Annotated in this window: 1 protein-coding gene and 1 pseudogene; both read left to right on the top strand. The window is 46.3% G+C overall.

The annotated features are described in order from the left end of the window. Positions 1 to 248: 248 nt before the first annotated feature. Positions 249 to 818 carry a phage antirepressor N-terminal domain-containing protein gene (locus tag AAC147_RS09200; RefSeq protein ID WP_047686398.1) on the top strand — a complete coding sequence of 190 codons (570 nt, stop codon included), beginning with the start codon at positions 249 to 251 and terminating at the stop codon, positions 816 to 818. A 10-nt stretch (positions 819 to 828) separates the two neighbouring features. Further along, a pseudogene (locus tag AAC147_RS09195) lies at positions 829 to 1,031 on the top strand (lysis protein); the annotation flags it as partial.

The following is a 1,031-nucleotide window of genomic DNA, read 5'->3' as shown; positions in this document are numbered from 1 at the left end:
TCAAAAGCCATTATCCGGCACGAGAACGGCAGGCAACCGTATTCTGAGGCAACGTTTGAAAAAGCCTACAGCTTACTCTGAATCCTGAGCCTCGCAAATGCGGGGCTTCTTTTATCTGCGTACTGACGTGCGCGAAATCCAATCATGAGCTTATAGAAATAGAGCCTGAGAGATATCGCTGGGTGGCGACCTTTCATGAGGCGATATTTCTACGTCAGCAGGCTCTTATTTCTATAGGAATACGCAAGATGCACACAATCACAGTCCCTTTTTATGACGATGAGCTTTATGTTGTAGAATACAACAATGAACCCTACGTGCCAATGAAACCCATTGCTGAAGGAATGGGGATGGACTGGAAAAGTCAGTTAACCAAGCTAAATCAACGGTTCAGTAAAGGTATGGTGGAAATCACCATACCCACAAAAGGCGGTTCGCAATCAATGGCTTGCCTTGCCCTCCGCAAACTTTCTGGCTGGCTAACAACTATTTACCCCAACAAAGTCAAACCTGAAATCAAAGACAAGGTGATCCGCTATCAGGATGAATGCGACGACGTACTTTATGAGTACTGGACAAAGGGAGTGGTGGTCAATCCTCGCAAGCGTAGTGTGCTGGAAGAACTGAATCAGGCCTGTGCTGACTTAAAGAGAGATAAACAGCTAGCCAGTGTGTTTGGCACCGGCCTCAACGAATGGAAGAAGGTCAGGCCTGAACATGAAAGCAAGATAAGGGGGTTGGTCGGGCAGGCCACTGACTTAGTTCTGGATCTTGTTCTAGCTGAAACAGGTAAGGGTAAAACAACCCGCACTGAATAAGGTGGGTGATATGAAATTCAACAGCCAATACTTCACTCTCATTGCTTTTGTGATTGTCTCTGGCCTGCTCTGGTTCTATTACAGTAAGTATCATAACAAGGCCGAAGAATACGCTGACTTGAAGTTACAGTATGACGAACAGGTCACCATCAACACCACCCAGCAAGAGCGTATCAAACAACTCCACGAACTCGACAAAACGCACACACAGGA

It is taken from the genome of Xenorhabdus sp. NBAII XenSa04 (assembly GCF_963866145.1).
Classification (GTDB): domain Bacteria; phylum Pseudomonadota; class Gammaproteobacteria; order Enterobacterales; family Enterobacteriaceae; genus Xenorhabdus; species Xenorhabdus indica.
Note: the sequence above shows the minus strand (reverse complement) of the source record. Positions and strands in the feature narration are given on the sequence as shown.